Origin of the sequence: Brevibacillus sp. HB1.4B, from assembly GCF_013284285.1 — a bacterium.
Classification (GTDB): domain Bacteria; phylum Bacillota; class Bacilli; order Brevibacillales; family Brevibacillaceae; genus Brevibacillus; species Brevibacillus porteri.
In genome coordinates this window covers 231,437-252,068 of record NZ_JABSUT010000009.1, presented here as the reverse complement: position 1 = coordinate 252,068, position 20,632 = coordinate 231,437, and the positions used below count along the sequence as shown (strand labels likewise).

Sequence of the window (20,632 nt, the reverse complement as noted above, 5' to 3'; positions counted from 1 at the left end):
GAGACTGCCTGTTTTTTATGTGAGCGACGCATTTCGCATACGGATCATGGAAAAGTGCAGACTGCTTTGTAGCAATGAATCTCGAAGCGGCAACAGCGAAGGAGTGATTCTCAATTCAATATCCGCTTGGCTAAGGCAGTGCACGAGGTCTCCTAATGGTCTTACGTCTAGTGGCGTAACGGTTTCCTTTGACAAATAGTAGCCGGCGCCTTTGTCCCAGCAATCAAAAGATTCTGGTGAGAAGGTATATTCATATAGCTTTGTTTGTGTAAGCACGGAGTACCATTTACTTTCGATAGCCATAACCATGTTGGCGCTCGTCAAGCCAAGAAAGCGCTCAACGTCTGCTGACTCGGAATCTGCTTTTTTGTAAAAGCAAATCCTCGGGCAATCTCGCGGTAAAAAATACATCGGCGCTCGTGCTTCATCAATCGCCCATACAGCGGGAGCAAGTGTGGGGTGGGAGGGATGGGCGCGAGGCTGAAATATCGTAATAGTCGGATCTTCACTATAATGAAAAAGTCTTTGCATAAATCAGTGACCTCCTCTATCCCCTCAACACTTCCTTAAAAAACAGCCCATGCATTTGGCAAATAGCGGCCTCGATGATAAGGAGAAGATGTCTTCGTGATGGCTTCACCGTTGTGCAGCATCATGGAGCTGGAACCGCCGTCCATGGCCATTGCCGTTACTACGCCACGCTCTGCCAATACTTCCGCCATGTCGTTCATGCTTGCGCCGATGGAATGGCCGGGCTGGCGTCCGTCAATGACAGCAAATACGATCGTCCCGTCTTCTTTTTGTCCAATCGCGGTACGCGGTTGAATGCCCCAGCTCTTGGCAGGCTTTCCTTCAAACATATTTTTCCCGTTTACGATCAACTGCGGACGGAAGCTCACAGCGTCACGTACGCCCATCTTTACGAGTTGTTCAGCTGAGTAGCTGCCTGTAATGAGTTTACCGTCATAGGTAAGCCCTAACGCGGTTTCTCCGCTTTTTGGATTGTAACCCTGCAAAATCTTCCCGTCGTGGATGACAACGCCGTAGGCACGCGCTCCTTTGCCGTACCCGTCTGGATCAGAGAATCCGCTCGCATTGACGATCCCGATGGCGCCTGTTTTCTTTACAAACTCATCGAGCAAATCTCCACGGTCCTTGCGATTCGTGACGACAAGCCGTACTCTGCTTGGGTCGCTAATGTACATGATTTTTCCTTTAAAGTAATAACTGCCTTTTGAGACGTCTATTTCCTCAATCTCGATTAGTTCCTTTGGTTTCTCCGGAAGTGTGACAGTTACCAGATTCGATTTCGACGGAACAGGAGGTCCTGCCGTGCCTGTGCCTTCAGAATTGATAACAGTCGGATGTGTAATTTGCTGTTTTAGTTCTTTTAGTTTTTCATCAGGTAAAAACGTATAGGGGGCCCAGTAATCATGCTGTGTTGTCAGCAAAGTGCCTGCCGCCCACTCACGTAATTCTTCTCCGTTTTTCGTTCCAAATAAAAAAATAATTCCTAGTAGAGCTAAGGTTGTACAGGTTAAGGCCGTGCCGAGCATCCATTTCTTAACCCAACGCCATGGTCTCTTGCGCTTCGCTCGCTTGTGTGTGCGAGTGCGCGATAACGTCTCCATTCCATATTCACATCCATTTGACAAATTGTACGAGGGTTATTATTCCTATATGAAGAGACGAATGACCGGGAAAAAGGTTTCAGGAAAATAATATGTGATCACCCTGGTCAAAATAAAGGACAGGAGGTGATAGGTGTGCGTGACTATGATGAGGCGTTTCAAAAGGAAGTAGAGGAGTACATGGAAAGTCCAAAAGGGACACGTAACCAAACCACCAGCCGGGACCGTCAAGACCAGGGTGAGAAGCAGGAAACCCGTATCGATTCCAATAACGGGTAGATGGAAGGTCAGGCGAAGTCCATTTCGGATTTCGCCTGTTTTTCTCTATCTCTGACGGACCTTACCTCACGAGGACTGGCTTACCTCTGTTTTCTACCTGCAAAGTGTGGTAAGCTTACCCAATGCACGAATTTATGCCAGGAGGGTTTTTGTGAGCACCACGTTTGCAGATTTACAAATTAGCGCACCGCTGTTGACTATATTGCGAGAGCGAAAAATGGAAACACCGACACCTGTTCAGAGTGAAGCCATCCCGTTGATTATGGCTGGTCGAGATGCTTTGATTGAATCACCGACTGGGACAGGCAAGACGTTTGCTTATCTATTGCCGATTTTATCGAAAATCAATATGGAGCAAAAAGATGTACAAGCCATTGTACTTGCACCGACGCATGAGCTCGTTGTTCAGATTGCGCGGGAAGCAGAAAGTCTTCTGCCAGGGAAGGACACGGCCGTGATGTCCATTATTGGCGGAGTCGATGTGAAACGCCAAATCGAGAGACTGAAAAAGAAGCCTGTATTGATCGTAGCAACACCAGGTAGACTGCTGGAGCTGATTGATCAGCGTAAGCTAAAGGTCCATGAAGTGAAGACAGTTGTGGTCGACGAGGCTGACCGGATGCTGGATGCGGGCTTTGGCAAGCCAGTTCAAGAGGTCATGAAAAAAACACTGCGTGATACACAACGATTGTTATTCTCAGCGACAATTGCAGAGGAAGTCGTACATACGGCTGAAATTTTCACAAAAGATGCTGCCGTTATCCGCGCAGCAGCACCAGAAGGCGCAGCAGGAGTAGCACACATGTATTTGGTCACCGACCCACGCAAAAAGGTGGACACGCTCCGTCGTTTGTTGCGCCTCGTCAATGTTCGTTCTTCGATTGTTTTTGTCAATCAAATCGAAAAAGTGGACGAGATTGTATCGAAGCTCAACTACCACCATTTGCCATGCAGATTCCTGCATCGTGATGCTTCAAAAGAAGAGCGTGCCCGCACCCTGCAACAATTCCGGGATGGAGCATTCCCCGTGTTGATTACGACAGATGTATCGGCACGTGGCATTGATATTCCAGGTGTGGAATGTATTGTTCATTACGATCCTGCATCGGACGCTGACACGTACATTCATCGTAGTGGCCGAACTGGGCGAATGGGGCGTGCCGGACTGGTCTTTTCGATCATTACGACACAGGAACGTTTTATCATCGAAAAATTTTCCAAGCAAACAGGCTTGCCTATTGCTGAAAAATTCATGACGCACGGAGCGCTGGAAGATCCGCGTCCTGTACGAAAACCCGCGCCAGCACAAAAGTCAGGAGCTCCAGCCAAAAATACGAGCCCTGCAAAACGGAATCAAAATCGTGCACATAAGAAGGGCAGCTTTGGAACAAAGTAGGACAAGAAGTACACAACTTGTCTGCAGGAGGTTTCCATGCGCAAAGATCGCTTATATGAAGAGGATTTGCTGGTAAATGGCACGGTTGGTGGAGAAGTTTTGACGAAACACGAAAGACAAGTGCTGCGCCAGGAAGCAGGGGAACTGAAAGAAAAGATGGAACAGGCGAAACAAGAGCCGATTGCAGAATGAATGACGAAGAAGAGCAGGGAGAATCCGTGAAGTCTACGGATGCCCTGCTCTTTTTTCTTGGTAGTGGATCAAATAGCGGTCCAGGTCTGTTAGCCAATCATGTACGCTTTCATAAGGGGCGTCCATTTGTAACAAACGCCGTATCATCATGCGAATGGAAGGGGATAGCGAGAGCTCCTCTTCCCAGCTTTTTTCAGGTGCGTCCGGTTCCGATTCATACCCGGAATAGAGCAAGAATAAAAAGAAATGCCCTAATGCATACAAATCACTGGAAGGAGCAACTTCTCGCTTCAATTGTTTTTCAGACGGATAGGCGGAAAGGGTATCAGCTGTGTAAGTCGGGCGATCACCAACAAACCGTGCGAGGCCAAAATCAATCAGGTACGGCTTGTCCTCTTTCCAGATGACGTTGGGGATGCGTACGTCGCGGTGAATCACATTTTGCTCATGGAGGTAAGCCACGAGTTCCCCGATTTGGCGGATCCATTCGGCGCATTTTTGCTCATCAGCCACGATATTTTGATCAAACAACATGTCTTCGAGTGTCGGGCCCGCAATATAAGTCATAACCATAAACGAGTCTTGCCGATACGTGAAGGAATCTAGACAGCGAGGGATTTGCGGATGCGAGAGGGACATCAGCACCTTTTTTTCATATTCTTGCAAGGCTTCTCCTTTGGGAGTGTGCCGCAGGCTTGGTTTCACTTGTTTCAGCACAACCTGATTACCTGTAGGGGTGTGCGTGGCGAGATAAGCGATCCCGTAGCTTCCCATCCCTAACACTTTTGTTATTTCATACTGACCTGCTAGGTGGCCGGGCTGATACGGTTTATCGCGTATCGTTTCGTTCCACCATGACTTCATACGAATCCACATTGTGTGATTTTCCCCTCCTCCCTTCATCTTATCATGATTTGAAAAAGCTGACCTTTTTTTCAATAGGTTTGCTATAATCAGTTCGTTACATGCAGACAGGAGCGAAGGGTATGAATTTTACAATTGACTGGTTATCCTTTTATCTAATGGAACAGCCTGAAGAAGAGGATGGCATTAAACAAGTGCGGATGACGCGCTATTTGAGCCATGATGAATATCAGAGAAGCGAGCTGAAAGATTTTCTCGATGGGGAATTCGCCCGGATTGCGAAAAGAAAAGTCGAGATGAATCCGAAGACAGAAGGCACACCGACAAAACTGGGTCAATTTGTGTTGGAGCCTGGACATCCATTGGACTCGAACCCCAACTATGCCCTCTTGAATCGATTGTTGGCAGCGGAAACGTCAGGGGAGAGCAAAGAGCCCTGTCAGGAGCTGATTCAGTCGTATTTGCGAACCTCTCAGGTGAGAGGCGGGGTCATGATTGTGGTCCGGACGAGGTTAGAGCTGATTGACGAGCGCTACGTCTTTATTTTAAAATGCGATTTCGAACAAAAAACAGCGGTTATCACAGATGAGAAGAGCCTCATATCGAATGTACGCATGGCGATTAATGCCAAAAACATGAAATCGCTCATGTATCCGTACATGATCGAATCTGGGATGAATGACCCGTATCACGTGAAAATTCATCAGTTCTCCCACGCGAGGTATTTCGAGGAGTTTCTGCGCTTTATCGAGTATCCACAGACGATGACACAGATCGTCTCTGAAGAAGTCATTTCATTGGCGAGACAGCACATCGAATATACGTATCCCGAAGCGTCCGAAGAGCGTATACGGGAAGAGGAAGCAATCGAACTCATTGCCGCAAGTCCGAAGCGGGAGCTCGCAGAAAAATGGGAGCATGAGACCGTGATGGAAGCGATGCAAATCATTACAGATCGCCAACCAGAGGTCGAGCTGAAGTTCAAGCTGGATCATATGCAGGTCCGCACGTTATTGGCCGATTACGGCACCAGCCTGCATATTGCCAAAGTGAATGGGCGTTATTTGGTGCTATTAGAAGGCGAGCAGCTACAGTTCGAGCGTGGCATGTCCCCTGTTGAGTTTTTAAAGCCAAAGGCATTGACGGACATCGTGAAAGAAATTGAAGAGAGACGCCAGAACGTTGCCTATACCCCGGTGCGCACGCCTACAGAGGACGATGATAATCCACCTTGGTAATGAACAAAGGGAAGGGAGTGATGGAGTTGGATCGACAACTAAGAGTAAGCGGCCAAGAGCATAACATCTATCCGGTTTTGCGTCATGCCTCTATGATCAACAAGTACCCGGAGCGGTGGGTGGTGAAGGAGCATACAGCTGATACGTACGTACTGTACGCCCTAGATCAAGGAGAAGGCTACGCATTGATTGAGAAGCGGATGCTGCAGGAAGCAGGCTGGACGAGCGAGCAGCTTCATTCATACGCGATGGAAAACTTGCGAAAGCTCCCCTTTTCAGTGAAGTCACAAGAGGTAGGGGGTCAGCGCATCCATTTTATCAGTCCGACAGATGGATACGCGGCCAGCCGAATTTTGCTTGATTCATTTCTGGCGGAGATGGATCAGAAGAAGCAAGGAGACTCGCTCGGTGTCGCGATTCCGCATCAGGATGTGCTGATCGTGGCGGATATGACAGGAGAAGCCGGGGCACACCTGTTAGCGCGGCTCACCTATGATTTTGCATCGAAAGGGCAAGTGCCGATTTCTGTCTTGCCTTTTTATTGGGAGGAAGGGGAATTGACCCCATTTCTCGTGGTGACGCACGACTCGGGTACGAAAATTGAAAGAAAGTAGAGCAAGCGCGGGGATAGTCTCCCCGCGTTTTCTATACCGCCGGAAAAGAGGAGGAAACCCTCGAATGAAAAATTTCATGATTGGTCAATATGGAGGTTTTGATCAGGCAAAATACGCACGAGATTTTAAAGAGGGCTTTTACGGCATAGAGGCATGTTTGTTTGAATCGGAGGAGGATATCCAATTCCTACAGCGTGAATCTCAAGCAAAAGGATTTGCGATTGGAGTTCATTTTTCGCTACGTGTAGGTCAATCTGAACTGCGGGATGCCCTTTTTATGGATGCGAATGATCAGACGAGAGCAGAGGCTTTTGAATGGATTGACAGGGAATTGGCGTATATGGCGTCATTACAGCCAACCTATGTCTTATTCCATTATCCGAAGCCAGTCATCTTGGACGATCGCATCGACTGGAGTGTATGGCGCTTTCATGATTCGCGAGACTATGTATGGGAGCATGCCTACACGGAAGCAGAGTTTCAATATCGTAGTGAGCAGCTGTTTGCGTGGTTGGCTGAGAAAGGCAAGGAGTTGCGTTTCACACCTGTCCTTGAATCCGATGCACTCAACCGATATGTGTATGGGACAGAATTTTTACGAATTCGTTCACTATCCGGTTCTTCCCGAATGCAAACCGGATGAAGGCTGGGCTCCGATCGAGGACTACCTGACGATTATCCGCCAGGAAAACCCTCATGTTAAGATCATGTTCGAGCATCGCTCCGAACAAGTAACGGACGAACAACTGGAGAGTTGCTATCGTTGGGTAAAGCAACTCCTAGAAAAACCTCACGATTGCCTTTCCAATAATAACTCAATATAGCGCCCGGCATCTTGAATCAGCCAGTACGGGTACCTGGGACCGTGTATGTACAAGTCTGTTGCGGTCACGAGCATTGTCTTCACTCGTGTCTTATCACCCATCAACTGCGCGCATACCCCCATCGTCATCCATGGATATAAATCACCAGTCTGAAACGTATCAAATTGCGGGAAAGCGGCTGTGATCCTTTGGTAGAGCAGTGAGGCGGTGTTGGCATCTGTCAAGCTGTAGACAATGGGAAAAGCCTGCGAGGTGACGTCCGGGTACCATTTTCGCCAGCCGGGGTACGTACGATCATACATGGCATACGACTTGCGAATCCGACTGTACATGCCATTGATGCCGAGCTCGCAGGATTTGGCGCGTGCAGCTGCTTCCTCGGCAGCCTCCACATTTCCGATCAACGAAAATAAATACGAAGCATCTGCCAGCCCCTTGGCCACCTCGCAATTGTCCATCAAATATTTGACTCGATACGAATGCTTCGCCCAGGTCAGGCCGTCCTTTTGTTGAAGGCGGGCAACTGCTTGGAGAAGGGATAAGAGCTTCGCGTGGTTGGCATGTAACCAGTCCATACACCCCGTTGCTCGTATCCATTCCGCTAGCAGGCTGAAATAGGTGGTGTGGTAGCTATCTTCGCTATCATTTGTGCCGGTATCGATTTCTCTGCCTTGTTCAAGTCGAAAATCATTGATATAGCCGTCCGCATTCAGGTTCCGCAAATACCAATCGAGATGACCGCGAACAGCCTCTAGCTCCTTCATGCGGATGAGGGAAATAATTCCGAGGTTGGTGAAGTACGGATTGATTTGATCACGTTTGGGACTAAGGCGAAAGGTACCGCTCGGCAATTGGCAGGAAAGCAAAAAACTTGTTTGATTCAACGCCATTTCTTGCATCCATTTTTCCATGAGGCTGCCTCCTTCCAAGCTACGTAATTGCTGAAACGAGTTTGACACCGTATTCGATCCATTGCAAGGAACGCACATAAGAATCACTATCGATGGAAGGCAGTGAAGCTGGTTCTTTCACGACCTTGTGCCATTTTTCGTCTCGAAACCAATCTACCCCATCTGCCGGATCGTGTCCATAATCAGCCCATGCATCTTGAAGACGTGGGCTATATATTTTCGGACTTCCTTCTAGCAACTCATGTCCATTCAATCGCAGCTGATACTCAACTTCTGCGGTGAGCGGAGTATGATGAGGTGTGAACAAATGCGGCCAATAATCCGCTCGTGAACCTGTATGAGGGATACGAGAACAATAGGAGAGCATTTTCTCAAAACGAAAGCGATCCCCAAACAATAGCTGATACAACGTCTTTCCGACTTGAATGCGGTACAGGACATCGGGAAAATGATGGACATTCAATCCGATCAAGCTAAGTCGACGGTCAGTAAGATGCGCTTTATAAGGAATGAGCACTTGATTCATCGAGAGAGCTGATTGGGCGACGAAGGCAAACGAAGCGAATATACGATTCAGTGTAAATGGCTTCTGTACGACGCGTTGTTCGATATACTGCTGTTCATTGACGATGAGTGCATGTGTAATGCGCGCACTGTCTTTAGATGCGAGGAACTCTTGCCAATACGTTTGCATAAAGACTGAAACACCAAGTGGCGCCAAAAGCTTTGTTAAATCTGTCCCCGTTCGTTTCATCTCCGCATACAGTAGTAATTGCGGATAGGCATCGTGAAAAATCAGCCAGTTACATCTTTCCAAAAACCAAAAAAAGGGCTCGATTGCTTGTGCATCCATGATAAGCGGTAGCCACTCTCCTTTTAAATCCGTCATGTTCCACCCGCCATTTCGTGAGACCAGATGGGCCAATAACGCCCAGTGAACCTCTTGGTGTTCGCGATAAAAGGCGAGGTATGCTTGTGTGCGGGTGACATTGTTGCGATTGGCTTTGGTTGTTGCTTGTCTGATTTGAGCAACCAGGTGCTGCTCGTCGATTGTCGTTTCTGTGTTGTATGTCATGGATAGCTCCTTGTGGTTTCGGGATTGAAAAAAGCAGGTCCAGTTGGCGACCCGCTTTTCATTCAACCAATCATTTCTAGTACCAGAAGCCGAACGAGTAGTTTTTCTTTGGCTTCCTCCCATGTATTCGCAAAAATGACAACGTGCTCCGATTGGAACTCCGTTTCAGCGACAAAAATCCCATCTTGTTCGTAGATGTTCATAGAAGATCGTCCTTTCTGCTGCCTTTCAAGCATTGTATGCTATCATGGAAGAGATGATGCATTCAGCATATTGGAAAATCATGAGAAAGGTGGCACCAAGAACATGATCGTGAAAGTAACAAAAGAGGCAGCAGAACGCATGGCCAGTACAGACAAGCCCATTCGGATCAACGGTGAGCTAGTCGGTGGCTGCGGGATGAATGTAGAGTATGCGTTGTGGTGGGATACCCAAGGTCCAGAAGATGAAGTCTACCAGGTCGATTCTTTGACATTTGTGATTGATCGCGAAACCATTGCCTATATCGGGTCTGAACTGCTTACGATTGATTATCGTGCGCAGCAAGGCTTTCGTATGGTTACGCCACAGCAAATTTTGGCTTATGGCCTTCAGTTGAAAGAGCGCTGGAGCTAATCACTTCGGGAGAAATTGCAAAATAAAGGCGAGAATTCCTGCTGCAATTAATGGACCGACTGCAACACCGCGGAAAAAAGTGACACCAGCGATCGTACCTAGCAGCAAGCCTGTAACGATCAAAGGGCTTTGCGACATCAAAACCGTTCCTTTTCCAGCCAGATAAGCGACAAACATACCGACAGCAACCGCGAGTATCGAACGCCAATTCGTAAAAATTTCAAGGATAGAGGACGGCTCGATTTTGCCGCTAGCAAGCGGAGTCATGATTCCAATTGTTAGTATAATGATCCCAAGATGTAGGCCATGCTGCTCGAGCAACGGGAAATATCGGTCCAACGACAGGAGTCTCATTAACAGAAGGATCGCAACTGCAATGGAGACGGTGGCGTTGTTGCCAATGACACCGAGCGCCAATAGTACCAAAAGGATGATAGAAATCCAGTCCATATGCGGGGTGGCTCACTTTCGTTTTTCTTAGTATATCCATGCTGCTGCGGCATGTGTACGGGCAAGAAAAAAGAGATCGGCATGCACAAGAGTGCGAGTGCCGATCTCTCTTTTCTAGTCGAACCACAGTTCCAGCATTCCGACTGGAAAACCTGTCTGCTCGTCCGAATCAGGGAAACGTCCCCAAGCAAATACGCCGTTGAAATAATCAATTGTAAACGGCTGATCGTAATCAGGCACGCTGTATTTGCTGCCGATTCGGAACTCATCCGTTCCTAAATAGTACGATTTCGCCATAAAGTACTTTTGTGTAATGATCGCAAGCTGTGAGTGATCACCAAGCTTCTTTTTCTCTTTCGCTTCGACGTGCAGGCGCTCCATTTCCTCCTGCAGCTCGGCGAGTGTCATTTGACTGTACAAACGCAACGGACTGCCCCCTTTCCATACAGGTATATTGTAGCAAAAGACAAGGGAAAAGGCGATGGATGCAGAATCCTCTAAAGAAACGAAAGGGGAGTCGGTTCGAAAATGACACGTTTTGATTTGCATGGAAAGAAAGCAATCATAACAGGTGCTGGAAGAGGAATTGGGAAGGCACTAGCATTGGGAATCGCAGAAGCGGGTGCGGAAGTTGCGGTAGTTTCGCGAACAGCTTCCGATTTGCAAGAAGTGGTATCGGAGATTGAAGCAAAAGGCGGAGTGGCTTTTCCAGTCGAGGCTGACCTGACTGTGTCTGATGCTGCGGACCGTGTTGTGAAGCAAGCAGTCGAAGAGCTAGGGGGTGTTCATATCCTGATCAACAATGCAGGAATGAATATCCGCAAAAAAGCACATGAAATAACGGAAGAAGAGTGGGACAGAGTAGTGGATTTGAATTTGAAAGCAGCCTTTTTCATGAGTCAAGCTGCTGGTAAAATCATGTGCGAGCAGCGCTATGGCAGAATCGTCAATATTGCTTCGGTCGCAGGTGTAGTAGCACTTCGCACGGGTGTCGCGTATGGTGCCAGCAAAGCAGGGCTCATCCAGATGACGCGGGTGCTGGCATTAGAATGGAGCAAGTTTGGCGTCAACGTAAATGCGATCGCGCCGTGGTATTTCCGTACACCACTAACGGAGAGCTTGCTTAGCGACGAAGCGTTCGTCCAAGAGGTTTTGCAGCGAACGCCGAGTGGACGAATCGGGGATGTGGAGGACTTGGTAGGACCAGCGATTTTCTTGTCCTCTGATGCAGCTTCATACATATCGGGGCAAACGATTTCGGTTGATGGCGGTATGTCTATATACGGGTTCTAATAAAAAAGGGGCATTCCCAGTTGGGAATGCCTAATTATTGGGGGCGATTGAGAAAAAGAACGACTGATTGTTCTATGACTGGTTTGCTCTCACCCAAAACAGTCAATCAATCAAAGCTATTAGCGTAGGCATACTCAGATTGAATGATCGATCTAAACATGCTTACGTTAAAAAGTCATCCAAAGAAGATAATCGAACTTTTTCTCAATGCGTTGAAAAAGTGCTTACACCTACAACATAGCAAGCAAAAGTAAAACATCAATAAAATAAAAATAAAGTATTATTAAATCTTTTTCTGTAAGTATCGCGTTAACGAGCAAAACGATGGTTACCGATCTCAACCGTTACAGGACGTGACCAAATCCACTTGGATGTAGCCGTATCCGGATTGAAGAAGTACAGGGAACCATTGCTCGGGTCCTTTCCATTCACCGCGTCCTGGACCGCTTTTCTCGTACTTTCATTTGATTTATGTGTCAAATTGCCGTCATGGACAGGCGAAAACGCATTGGGAGCATAAATAACCTCCCGTACCGTATTTGGAAATTCATCTGAAGCAACCCGATTCAATACAACGGCAGCAATCGCTACCTGTCCTTCATACGGTTCTCCCCGGCCTTCCGCATACACTAACCGGGCGAGCAGTTCCATATCCCTCTGTGAAACCTTCACTTTTCCATTGTGAACCACTTTTGGGCGACTATCACGACTAACCTGCACAGACTCGCGTTTTACTGCTGTAGCAGATAGGGTTGATTTCTTTTCCTTCTTTGAAACTTGTTCCGATGGCGCCTGTGCACTACCGAGAACAGGGAGGATTTGTACTGGTTGTGGCGCCATTGCACTTGTCGGTGTGACAAATAAGCATAACAACATCAAGCCAAAACTGTTCAAAAAGAAGAAAAAGCGCGTTGGCGCTTCTCGTGTCAACATGGTGTGAACCACTCCTTTTCGCTTTTTGCGTTTTGATTGCGGAAGCGAATCAGGTCTTTTGCAAGTCTATCGGTCTTATCGGAATGGTTCAAGAGGTAATTGGTTCCATAGAACTATTTACAATATCGCACAAATTATGAAAGTGTTTTCATGAACGGTTATTTCTAAATAAAAAAAGCCACTTTCCCGTTGAGAAAGTGGCTTTCGTGTGCAGTTTGAGGCTGCTCTTATTTTTCCGTAATCGTAATGGATTTAATGGTAATCGTTTGCTCAGGAACACTTGGTTCACCCGTTTGTGGGTTTTTCTTTACTTTCGTTCCTGCAATTTTTTGAACGACATCCATGCCACCCGTAACTTTTCCGAAAATCGTGTAATTCGGAGAGTTGTCCAATCCTGTCACGTCAGGGCCAGAACCAATGAAGAATTGGCTACCATTCGTGTTTTTACCGGAATTCGCCATGGCAACTACACCTGCTTCATATTTATGACCATTTTTCAATTCGTCTTCAAACGTGTAACCAGGGCCACCCATGCCAGATCCCAATGGATCGCCTGTTTGAATCATGAAGTCTTTGATGATGCGGTGGAACGTGATGCCGTCATAGAACTTGTCCTTTGCGAGGAAAACAAAGTTATTGACAGCAATTGGGGCATCTTTTTCAAACAGATCGATCGTAATGTCTCCCATAGAAGTAGAGATTTTTGCTTGATAATCCTTTGCTTTGTCAAGCTGCATAGCCGGAGCCTTCTCGTATTTCTTCTCTCCCGTTGGACCCGGTGGGTTAGCTGGCTCTTTGGATGCTGGTTTCTCTGCTGGCGTAGTCGGCTGATTAGGAGCAGCTTCATTGCTTCCTGTAGAACAACCCGTAACCAAGGCGATTGCCGTCAGACATGTAAACAGAGTAGTGATCAACTTTCTCATCTTATGCACCTTCCTTTGTTTCATACTGTTGGGTGGTTCGGTTTCGAATTATAACACAAATCGTCGAGCTTTTGCCAATCCGCTAGTTTCCTTTCCAATCTCGCGTGGTATGATTGGGAGAAAAGGGTGGATCAATATGGCAGAGCGATTTGAGACCAAAACGGTACATATTGGACATGACCCTTTGCGGGGAGTAAAGAGCAAATCTACACCGATTTATCAAACCTCCGTTTTTGCCTTCGATGGTTTGGAAGAAGTAGAACAGTACTATGTCGGCGAGGGAGAATACTTGTACACCCGAAATGGCAATCCCAACCAAGCGGAGCTGGCTCGTGCAATCGCTGTTTTAGAAGGCGCAGAAGCAGGGGTTAGTGCTGCCTCCGGTATGGGAGCGATCATGGCGGGTTTACTTGCCGTTCTTTCTCCTGGGGATCACGTGCTGGCTTCCCATGAAATTTATGGTGGTACGTACGCGCTACTGCACAAGGAGCTGTCGCGATTTGGGATCGAGCTCGAGTGCATCCAGCTTGGTCAAATGACAAAGCTTGCTGATCATGTTCGCCCAACTACGCGGCTGTTTTTCTTGGAGACCATCACAAATCCGTTATTGACAGTTGTGGATTTGCCTTACTGGATCAAGGAAGCAAAAAGTCTTGGCTTAACCGTCATGGTGGATAATACGTTTGCGACCCCGTATTTGGTACAACCCATTTCATTCGGAGCAGATCTCGTGGTACATAGTGGAACCAAATACATAGGTGGACATAGTGATGTGACGTCAGGTGTTCTGGTTGGATCACAGGCGACAATCAAGCGTGCCACAGAGGTCGTAGCCAACTATGGTGCATCGCTCAGTCCTTTTGAGGCCTGGTTGACATCACGTGGTTTGAAAACGTTGGCAGTGAGAATGGAGCGTCAATGCGATAATGCCAGCCAGATCGCTGCGTTTCTTCGTGAGCATACCGCAGTTGGACAAGTGTATTACCCAAGTCCTACGGATACCTTCTTTTTTTCACGGCAAAAACAGGGGGCAATGGTATCCTTTGTTCTGGCAGACGAGACGAAGATCTACGACTTTTACCGGGCACTTGACTGGATCAAGTTAGCTCCGTCCCTTGCAGGTGTGGAGACGAGTGTATCTCATCCTGTTACGACGTCTCACCGTGCTTTTTCTGAAGAGCAGCGCAAGGAAACGGGAATCACGATGGGATTGGTACGTTTATCGGTAGGAATCGAGGCTGTTCAAGACATTCAGTCAGCATTAGATGCCGCATTAGGGAAATAATTCAAAAAACTTTGCCACATTATGAAACTTTTTACCTAAGAAATACGTAATACTTAGTTAGAGTAGTCTCAGGATGCAGTGGAGAAAGTCCATTCTGAGAGCATGCTTCAGTCTGGAAGAAACCGAGGAAAACGCAAATGGGAATGGCTATGAAGCAACCGTCGGGGCCATCATCCGGAGATTATTATGAATCTCGTCCATTTACGGAACTGTATGACGAATATTTTGATCGCGTCAACCGGTATTTACGATGCCGGGTTCAAAGTACGTGGGATGCCGATGATTTGACCACCGTGGTCTTTTTAAAAGCGCTAGAAAAATTCGAGCAATATAGCAGAACAAGTCCTTTCGCATCATGGATTTTTCGTATTGCTCACAATACATATGTGGATTTTATGCGGAAAAACAGGGAGTTACCGGTTGACCAGGAAGATTTTTTAGGAGCAGAACCGGACGACACATGGCAGCCGGAACGGCAGGCACTGACGAATGAAGAGGTTCGTCTGCTTCGTGATCGTCTGGACTTGTTGTCGCAGGATCAAAGAGACGTGTTGATGCTCCGGTACTTTGCTGACCTCAAAATTAGTCAAGTAGCTGAGGTGCTCGGCAAAACAGAATCGAGTATCAAAATGATTTCTTATCGCGGATTACAAAAACTTCAGAAGATGTATGAGAGGGGGGACTCCGAATGAGAGAAGAGGAGAAGCACCCCCAGGATCATCAATCGGATGATCAGACCGTAACCCAACTCCTAGCCCATTTGAAGCAGATGCGCGGATCGGTTCCTGTCAACTATCAGTTAAAAACAGACCTCAAAAAACAATTGCTCCAGAAAATGAGAGAACACGAAGCCAAACAGGCAAAAGTTCCAAGTGCCGCACCCAAAAAATGGGGGAGGTTGGTTTGGAGTGGAATCGCTGCTGCTGCTCTCACCCTTGCCATAGGCGGATTTGTGTGGTGGAACAATTCCTCTCTTGCCGTTCGAGAGAATGAAATATTTAAGTTGCCAGCACAAGCAACTGTGGAGCTTGTTGATATTGATCGGAAAGCCGCTCAGCTAGCATACATCAATAACAATGCAGAGCTGAAAACCGTTCCCATTGATGAGGAATTAAAGCCAGTCACGATCAAGCTGCCACAAACCGAAGGAAAATACACCGGGGTAGCGTGGTCTAATTCTGGGAAGCAAATTGCAGTCGTCGAGCAAGGTGAAAAATTATCACGGATATGGATTGTGGAGATGCCAACGGCTTACAGCATGGGAAGCAGCCGATTGCTGAAGGAAGAAGAAGGGGTATTATACTCTTCACCGAGCTGGTCTGAACATGATGATTCGCTTGCCTTTACCCGCTCTAAAAATGGCGTCGAAGAAATTTGGGTGAGCAGCACAGTATCGTTTCAAGAATGGAAGCTTGTAGAAGGCTCTCAGCCTGAATGGTCACCAGATGGTAGCTTGCTTGCTTTCAATAAAGCCGGTGAAGTACAGCTGATGGAAATGCGGACGGGGAAAGTCACCTCGCTTGCAGTGGGACAGTGGGCATCGTGGAGCTCCGATACGAGATTAACCTATACACACCCAAATGGAATGCTGATGGAAGTAAACGTGAGTGAAGAGCCTTTTGTGACACGCGAGCTACCATTGCGAAACCAGTCATCTGAAGAGTTGATCAAAGGCACCTGGGCAAACAAAGGTAAGCACTTACTGCTTATCTCCCGCCATGATCAGTTGCAACAACTGGTTATCTCTTTGGCGTCACGAAAATGAGCGGAGGAACAAGCATGAGATGGAAATGGGTGTTAATCTTTGTCATCACATGGCTTAGCTTTTCGATACGCCCAGCTATGGCAGAGAGCAACGTCGACATACAATTCGAGATACCTTTAAGTGGTATCGTCAAATATGAATCATGGATGAGACTAAACGTAAAGGTAACCAGCCAAGAACAGGATTTCACAGGGGCTGTAGAGTTGTCGCAGCGACAAGTCAAAAAAAATAATGAATTTAAGCTTCGGCGTCCTATAAAGCTCGAGCAAGGAAAGAGTACAACCGTGTACTTTGATATGCCTTCCCAAATATTGCTCGATGATTGGTACGTCCAGGTGACGCAAAACGGTCAAGTTATCAAAAGCGAAAAGCTGCGTATCCCTTATCCAACAGACGGGCGCACCATTGGGGTGATCAGCGAAGAGGGCAATGCGTTTCATTTCCTTGCCATCAATCAATCACAATCCAAAATGAATCGACCCTTGTCCGTTCAAAATCTCACGGAACAAATGCTGCCTGACCAATCGTGGATTTACGAAAACATAGACATGTTAGCACTGGCAGGCAATAGTGGTTCCACGATTAATGATCAACAGATGGCAGCGATCAAGGAGTGGATCCAGCTAGGGGGGATCGTGGTTGTTTCCGCAGGTCCCAATCAAGATGGGATGATCCAGCGGTTCGCTGATATACTCCCTGTAGAAGCAGGAAAAGCTGGTAATAGAGAGCTACAGCAAGCATTAAGTGAGTATGACATTGCGAAAGTCGCACCGAATGGCAGTATCGGTGTATACAACCGAGATTTGCCCTTGTTTGTGTCAAAATCGTACGGTAGAGGGCTACTTCTATTTGTCAACTATGATGTGACAGCAGAGCCGTTGGCATCGTGGCAGTTTAATGCACAACTGTGGCAGAATGCAATGATCCAGCATGGTGCCAAGAAGATTTTTGAAGAGAAGCTTTATATGGATCAAATGACACGGCCTTTTCTTGACTTGAGCAAGAAGATTCCTGAAGTACAGACTCCTCCACCGATCTGGATGGTGGCGTTGTGGGGCGGATATGTAATTGTACTCGCACCATTGACTTACTTCGTTCTGAAAAGATTGAGAAAACCTGAATGGGCGTGGGGGGTCATCCCAGTTGGAGGGATTTTCTTGACCGTCGCTATTTTCGCGGTTGGAAAGCCTGCTGTTGTGAAAACGAGTACCAGCTACTCCGTAACCAAGATCGACATATTAGATGAGTCTCTGGCTCATGTTCGCTCAGCCGCAACGTTTTTGGGGGTGGATCAAAGCGAATACGATGTTCAACTTGAACCTTCGATCGTTGCTTTGCCTTTGACAGTCGGGCGAAATGATTATCGACCAGAGGGACTCATGGAGGGCGATGAGGTTCTGTCTTTCCGTAATCTCCCTTATTTGACACCAAAACAGGCAATCGGTATCGGGGTAAAACACGACATGGGGGCTTTTGATGCTTCCTTACGAATTAATGAGAATCGTCTGCAAGGGCACGTGAAAAACAATACGGAGTTTGCCTACGATCAGACCTATATTGAAATTGGTTTTCAGCGAATTCCGCTTGGGCCATTGAAAAAGGGAGAAGAAAAGCAGATTGACAGTGTGCTTGAGCCCTTGTTTATGCCAAGAAAACCACAAACAACAAACGAATTGCAAACGGTGGAAGAACGAATCAAAGAAATGCAGGAAAGAGTCGTTAAATATGAAGAGGGGAATCAAGTAAGTATCATCGGTACAACGACAGAGCCTCTTCCTCTGATGACGATGCAGGTGCCTCACCAAGCGCAGTACTGGAATGTCATCCAGCAGCCTATTCAATTCCAGCCGAATGAACAAGGGCTGGTGACTTTTCCGTATGGTCTGCTTGATGCCGAGATGTATGAAATGACAGGAGACTTCGACAGTACCGGGTACATTTGGCAGCTTGGAAAGGGCAGCATTACGTTTGAATTGCGCACGGATAAAGCGGCGATCAATATGAAGCGATTAACGGTACCGCTGAATCATAGCTCATTCAAACCTTTCCGGATCGAATACTTCCACCAAAAGAGCGGTAGGTGGATACCTGTTGAGCGCGGGACGAGACTTGTCCTCGATAAGGAACTCCAGCAAATATTGACGCCAAATCAAACATTATTGCTTCGCTTTTCCCACAATGGAACGTCGCGATTAGCTCTACCAGAGCCAATTTTCCAGGTAGAGGGGGTGCAGAAATGGTAATCGAAACCGTTCATTTAGGAAAAAGATACGGCAATCTACAAGCTTTGGCGGATTTGAACCTTTCCATCGAGCCAGGTAAGGTGTTCGGTTTCATTGGTCCAAATGGTGCCGGAAAATCTACCACGATGCTTATCTTGTCTACCCTTCTGGAACAGAGTGAAGGGGAAGCATTTGTATGTGGCTACAATGTTCGAAAAGATCCTGCGAGTGTACGCCAGTCTGTTGGCTACATGCCCGATTTTTTTGGCGTATATGACAATTTGACAGCCGTGGAGTATTTGGAGTTTTATGCCGGAGCGTACAAAATTCCAGCCTCCAAAAGACGGGCACTCGTCGGTGATCTTTTAGAACTGGTGAATTTGTCTCACAAAGCAGACGCTTTCGTCGATTCTTTGTCTCGAGGCATGCAACAGCGCCTGGGGCTAGCACGTTGTCTCGTACATGATCCGGCCGTGCTGATTTTGGATGAACCTGCGTCAGGACTGGACCCGCGAGCCCGTATCGAATTGCGCGAGATTATGAAGCAACTACGCGAAATGGGCAAGACGATTATTATCAGCTCCCATGTTTTGCCGGAGCTAGCCGAGCTGTGTGATGATATTGGTGTCATCGAAAAAGGTAGATTAATTGCGTATGGTTCTGTGCATGAGGTCAGCAATCGGGACACAGGACAGAGCCGGATGCAACTAAGAGCCCTTCGGAACTTGGACAAAGCGGGACTTCTGTTAGCGAGCTCTCCGTATGTACATCAATTGACAGAGTATATGGGAGGCTATCGCTTCTACTTTCAAGGGACGGAGCAACAAAAAGCTGAATTGCTTCAAGAACTGCTGGATGAGCAGGTTGCAGTCGTCTACTATGGCGATTCCAAGAAAGATTTAGAAGACGTCTTCTTAGCGATTACGGAAGGAGTCGGTATGGAGTGAGCGACTTCCTGTTCAATCCTCTTTTGGTAAAAGAAATGCGGGACAGATTCCGCTCGAGAAAGACCATGCTCATTTTAGCGGTTTACTTGTTTGTCATGGGGGGAATACCGATGGGCTTTTTGCTCATGGACCCCTTAAAGGCCGAATCGTTAGGGGATAACCGGGATCTGTTTCTGATATCCGCGGGGATACACTATGCGATGGTTTGTTTTGTGGCACCTGCTCTGACTGCTGGAGCGATTAGTGGAGAGAGAGAACGCCAGACCTTGCATATTTTGTTGACGACCCAGTTGTCGACGCGCACGATTATTTTGAGCAAGCTCATTACGTCTTTGGCGTTCTCCACACTGCTCTTGGTGGCCTCGATGCCTTTGTACAGTATCGTAATGCTGTACGGAAGCGTCTCCCCGGAACAAATGGCCCAGCTCGTCCTTTTTCTCGCGGTGAATATGTTTTTTCTTGGGTCGTTGGGGTTGTTTTGCTCCACATGGATTAAACGAACGTCGATCTCGACGGTCACCACATACGGCATTGCCTTCTTTTTTGTGGTAGGTACTGGATTGCTGTTCTTTTTCATCGGTGAGTCTTTACAACAGACGTATCCAGAGCAATACGTCAATTCAAATGTTTGGAGCATGTATGAGCTACAGATGCTTGCAGGGACGAACCCTATTATCGTTTTGTCCGATATTTTAGGCGAGTCATTCGATCAATCGGATGACATCACTTTTGCACCGTGGTTGTTTTTCTCATGTGTGTACGTGGTTCTTTCCTTTGTGCTCGTCATCTGGAGCGCTTATTTGTTAAAACCAATCCGCCGAAAATGGTGGAGTTGGAAGAAACGACCTGTTCGTGTACAATGAAAAAGGTGCATGGGAAAAGGGAGGTTTTTTTGTGAGCGATCAAGATGTACAGATCATTGATTTTGAAGAACTGCTTCGTGCGATTGAGAGCCGTCTGGCATCTGCGGGGATGTATGTCAAACGCGAAGCGATCGTGACTATTCTTCAGGCAGAAGAAGCATTTTTGCTTGAAAAAGGTGTTCTTCAAGAGTATAGTGAGTAATCAGCTAACAACCTGCCTAAAGTGGTAGGTTGTTTTTTATGGACAGGGAAGGCATAAAGTCATTCGCCTGTTTGCTTCTCCCGGAAAAAAACGGTATGATGGAACAGAGT

At 47.2% G+C, this 20,632-nt stretch carries 24 protein-coding genes and 1 pseudogene; 15 read left to right on the top strand and 10 right to left on the bottom strand.

Features of this window, described 5'->3' with window-relative positions:
* Window positions 1-15: 15 nt before the first annotated feature.
* Both HP398_RS21780 and HP398_RS21775 read right to left on the bottom strand, forming a co-directional pair.
* The gene (locus HP398_RS21780) at window positions 16-531 is read right to left on the bottom strand and encodes a DUF6886 family protein (protein WP_017249155.1); all 516 of its coding nucleotides are present in this window, start codon (window positions 529-531) and stop codon (window positions 16-18) included.
* A 35-nt stretch (window positions 532-566) separates the two neighbouring features.
* Window positions 567-1,631 (bottom strand): phosphodiester glycosidase family protein, encoded by a 1,065-nt coding sequence (locus HP398_RS21775; RefSeq protein WP_173623612.1) that lies wholly within the window; start codon window positions 1,629-1,631, stop codon window positions 567-569.
* A gap of 135 nt (window positions 1,632-1,766) precedes the next feature.
* Here HP398_RS21775 and HP398_RS21770 point away from each other — a divergent pair, with 135 nt between their 5' ends.
* The 3 genes from HP398_RS21770 (at window position 1,767) to HP398_RS21760 (ending at window position 3,498) form a co-directional block, all read left to right on the top strand.
* Entirely contained in the window at window positions 1,767-1,910 is a 144-nt protein-coding gene (locus tag HP398_RS21770; RefSeq protein ID WP_007718864.1) for a hypothetical protein, read from the top strand.
* A 151-nt stretch (window positions 1,911-2,061) separates the two neighbouring features.
* A complete protein-coding gene (locus tag HP398_RS21765; protein ID WP_017249153.1) occupies window positions 2,062-3,306 on the top strand; it encodes a DEAD/DEAH box helicase in 1,245 nt (414 codons plus the stop codon).
* A 36-nt stretch (window positions 3,307-3,342) separates the two neighbouring features.
* Complete coding sequence (locus tag HP398_RS21760) at window positions 3,343-3,498, top strand: hypothetical protein (protein ID WP_007718860.1); 156 nt, start codon at window positions 3,343-3,345, stop codon at window positions 3,496-3,498.
* 33 nt (window positions 3,499-3,531) lie between these two features.
* On the opposite strand, the gene HP398_RS21755 is transcribed toward HP398_RS21760, so the two are convergent.
* Entirely contained in the window at window positions 3,532-4,362 is an 831-nt protein-coding gene (locus HP398_RS21755; RefSeq protein WP_254476270.1) for a serine/threonine protein kinase, read from the bottom strand.
* A 122-nt stretch (window positions 4,363-4,484) separates the two neighbouring features.
* On the opposite strand from HP398_RS21755, the gene HP398_RS21750 reads away from it, so the two are divergent.
* The 3 genes and pseudogenes from HP398_RS21750 to HP398_RS21740 all read left to right on the top strand — a co-directional run bounded on the left by HP398_RS21750 (window position 4,485) and on the right by HP398_RS21740 (window position 7,038).
* Window positions 4,485-5,600 (top strand): DUF3900 domain-containing protein, encoded by a 1,116-nt coding sequence (locus HP398_RS21750; protein WP_173623610.1) that lies wholly within the window; start codon window positions 4,485-4,487, stop codon window positions 5,598-5,600.
* The gene (locus HP398_RS21745; protein ID WP_254476268.1) at window positions 5,600-6,214 is read left to right on the top strand and encodes a DUF1444 family protein; all 615 of its coding nucleotides are present in this window, start codon (window positions 5,600-5,602) and stop codon (window positions 6,212-6,214) included. The genes HP398_RS21750 and HP398_RS21745 overlap by 1 nt, the downstream gene beginning before the upstream one ends.
* Window positions 6,215-6,278: 64 nt before the next feature.
* A pseudogene (locus HP398_RS21740) lies at window positions 6,279-7,038 on the top strand (sugar phosphate isomerase/epimerase).
* On the opposite strand, the gene HP398_RS21735 reads toward HP398_RS21740, so the two are convergent.
* The 3 genes from HP398_RS21735 to HP398_RS21725 form a co-directional block, all read right to left on the bottom strand.
* The gene (locus tag HP398_RS21735) at window positions 7,005-7,949 is read right to left on the bottom strand and encodes a prenyltransferase/squalene oxidase repeat-containing protein (RefSeq protein WP_173623609.1); all 945 of its coding nucleotides are present in this window, start codon (window positions 7,947-7,949) and stop codon (window positions 7,005-7,007) included. The pseudogene HP398_RS21740 and the gene HP398_RS21735 sit on opposite strands and share 34 nt — an antisense overlap.
* Before the next feature lie 19 nt (window positions 7,950-7,968).
* Window positions 7,969-9,024 (bottom strand): DUF2515 family protein, encoded by a 1,056-nt coding sequence (locus tag HP398_RS21730; RefSeq protein WP_017249147.1) that lies wholly within the window; start codon window positions 9,022-9,024, stop codon window positions 7,969-7,971.
* A 62-nt stretch (window positions 9,025-9,086) separates the two neighbouring features.
* Complete coding sequence (locus HP398_RS21725; protein WP_007718846.1) at window positions 9,087-9,227, bottom strand: hypothetical protein; 141 nt, start codon at window positions 9,225-9,227, stop codon at window positions 9,087-9,089.
* A gap of 103 nt (window positions 9,228-9,330) precedes the next feature.
* Between HP398_RS21725 and HP398_RS21720 the strand changes: the two genes are divergently transcribed.
* The gene (locus tag HP398_RS21720; protein ID WP_026043130.1) at window positions 9,331-9,639 is read left to right on the top strand and encodes an iron-sulfur cluster biosynthesis family protein; all 309 of its coding nucleotides are present in this window, start codon (window positions 9,331-9,333) and stop codon (window positions 9,637-9,639) included.
* Here the strand turns inward: HP398_RS21720 and HP398_RS21715 are convergent, their stop codons facing one another.
* A complete protein-coding gene (locus HP398_RS21715; protein WP_017249146.1) occupies window positions 9,640-10,089 on the bottom strand; it encodes a DUF441 domain-containing protein in 450 nt (149 codons plus the stop codon).
* Between the two features lie 114 nt (window positions 10,090-10,203).
* On the bottom strand, window positions 10,204-10,515 hold the full coding sequence (locus HP398_RS21710; protein WP_017249145.1) for a YfhH family protein: 312 nt from the start codon (window positions 10,513-10,515) through the stop codon (window positions 10,204-10,206).
* A 102-nt stretch (window positions 10,516-10,617) separates the two neighbouring features.
* Between HP398_RS21710 and HP398_RS21705 the strand changes: the two genes are divergently transcribed.
* On the top strand, window positions 10,618-11,382 hold the full coding sequence (locus HP398_RS21705) for an SDR family NAD(P)-dependent oxidoreductase (RefSeq protein WP_017249144.1): 765 nt from the start codon (window positions 10,618-10,620) through the stop codon (window positions 11,380-11,382).
* A gap of 309 nt (window positions 11,383-11,691) precedes the next feature.
* Here the strand turns inward: HP398_RS21705 and HP398_RS21700 are convergent, their stop codons facing one another.
* Both HP398_RS21700 and HP398_RS21695 read right to left on the bottom strand, forming a co-directional pair.
* Window positions 11,692-12,315 carry a cell wall hydrolase gene (locus HP398_RS21700; RefSeq protein ID WP_173623608.1) on the bottom strand — a complete coding sequence of 208 codons (624 nt, stop codon included), beginning with the start codon at window positions 12,313-12,315 and terminating at the stop codon, window positions 11,692-11,694.
* A 227-nt stretch (window positions 12,316-12,542) separates the two neighbouring features.
* Window positions 12,543-13,238: a peptidylprolyl isomerase gene (locus HP398_RS21695; protein ID WP_173623607.1), complete on the bottom strand. Its 696-nt coding sequence runs from the start codon at window positions 13,236-13,238 to the stop codon at window positions 12,543-12,545.
* Window positions 13,239-13,374: 136 nt separating this feature from the next.
* Between HP398_RS21695 and HP398_RS21690 the strand changes: the two genes are divergently transcribed.
* The 7 genes from HP398_RS21690 to HP398_RS21660 all read left to right on the top strand — a co-directional run bounded on the left by HP398_RS21690 (window position 13,375) and on the right by HP398_RS21660 (window position 20,522).
* On the top strand, window positions 13,375-14,523 hold the full coding sequence (locus HP398_RS21690) for a trans-sulfuration enzyme family protein (protein WP_173623606.1): 1,149 nt from the start codon (window positions 13,375-13,377) through the stop codon (window positions 14,521-14,523).
* 137 nt (window positions 14,524-14,660) lie between these two features.
* Complete coding sequence (locus HP398_RS21685) at window positions 14,661-15,215, top strand: RNA polymerase sigma factor (RefSeq protein WP_017249140.1); 555 nt, start codon at window positions 14,661-14,663, stop codon at window positions 15,213-15,215.
* Window positions 15,212-16,288, top strand: coding sequence for a TolB family protein (locus HP398_RS21680; RefSeq protein ID WP_017249139.1), 1,077 nt, complete (start codon window positions 15,212-15,214; stop codon window positions 16,286-16,288). The genes HP398_RS21685 and HP398_RS21680 overlap by 4 nt, the downstream gene beginning before the upstream one ends.
* A gap of 14 nt (window positions 16,289-16,302) precedes the next feature.
* The gene (locus HP398_RS21675) at window positions 16,303-18,531 is read left to right on the top strand and encodes a hypothetical protein (protein ID WP_173623605.1); all 2,229 of its coding nucleotides are present in this window, start codon (window positions 16,303-16,305) and stop codon (window positions 18,529-18,531) included.
* The gene (locus HP398_RS21670; protein WP_017249138.1) at window positions 18,525-19,457 is read left to right on the top strand and encodes an ABC transporter ATP-binding protein; all 933 of its coding nucleotides are present in this window, start codon (window positions 18,525-18,527) and stop codon (window positions 19,455-19,457) included. Before HP398_RS21675 ends, HP398_RS21670 begins: the two co-directional genes overlap by 7 nt.
* On the top strand, window positions 19,454-20,320 hold the full coding sequence (locus tag HP398_RS21665; protein ID WP_017249137.1) for an ABC transporter permease: 867 nt from the start codon (window positions 19,454-19,456) through the stop codon (window positions 20,318-20,320). Before HP398_RS21670 ends, HP398_RS21665 begins: the two co-directional genes overlap by 4 nt.
* Window positions 20,310-20,522 (top strand): hypothetical protein, encoded by a 213-nt coding sequence (locus tag HP398_RS21660; protein WP_017249136.1) that lies wholly within the window; start codon window positions 20,310-20,312, stop codon window positions 20,520-20,522. The genes HP398_RS21665 and HP398_RS21660 overlap by 11 nt, the downstream gene beginning before the upstream one ends.
* The last annotated feature ends 110 nt before the right edge of the window (window positions 20,523-20,632 follow it).